General features: G+C 53.6%; 1 tRNA gene. It reads right to left on the bottom strand.

The features are described from left to right. Nucleotides 1-88: 88 nt before the first annotated feature. Nucleotides 89-162 (bottom strand) — tRNA-Pro (locus LJE08_RS14865). Nucleotides 163-209 lie beyond the last annotated feature (47 nt).

The raw sequence follows: 209 nt of genomic DNA, 5'->3' as shown, positions 1-209 counted from the left end.
CAGGGGGGATCGAACCCTCGACCTCCCGGGTATGAACCGGACGCTCTAGCCAGCTGAGCTACACCGCGATAACAATTTTCATTGTTAATCGGGAAAACAGGATTCGAACCTGCGACCCCCTGGTCCCAAACCAGGTGCTCTACCAAGCTGAGCTATTTCCCGAAAAGTGCACCCAGAAGGAGTCGAACCTTCAACCTTCTGATTCGTAG

It is taken from the genome of Holdemanella sp. DFI.5.55 (assembly GCF_020593575.1).
Taxonomy (GTDB): domain Bacteria; phylum Bacillota_I; class Bacilli_A; order Erysipelotrichales; family Erysipelotrichaceae; genus Holdemanella; species Holdemanella hominis.
The sequence above is the reverse complement of the archived record's forward strand: the minus strand, read 5'-3'. Positions and strand labels throughout refer to the sequence as shown.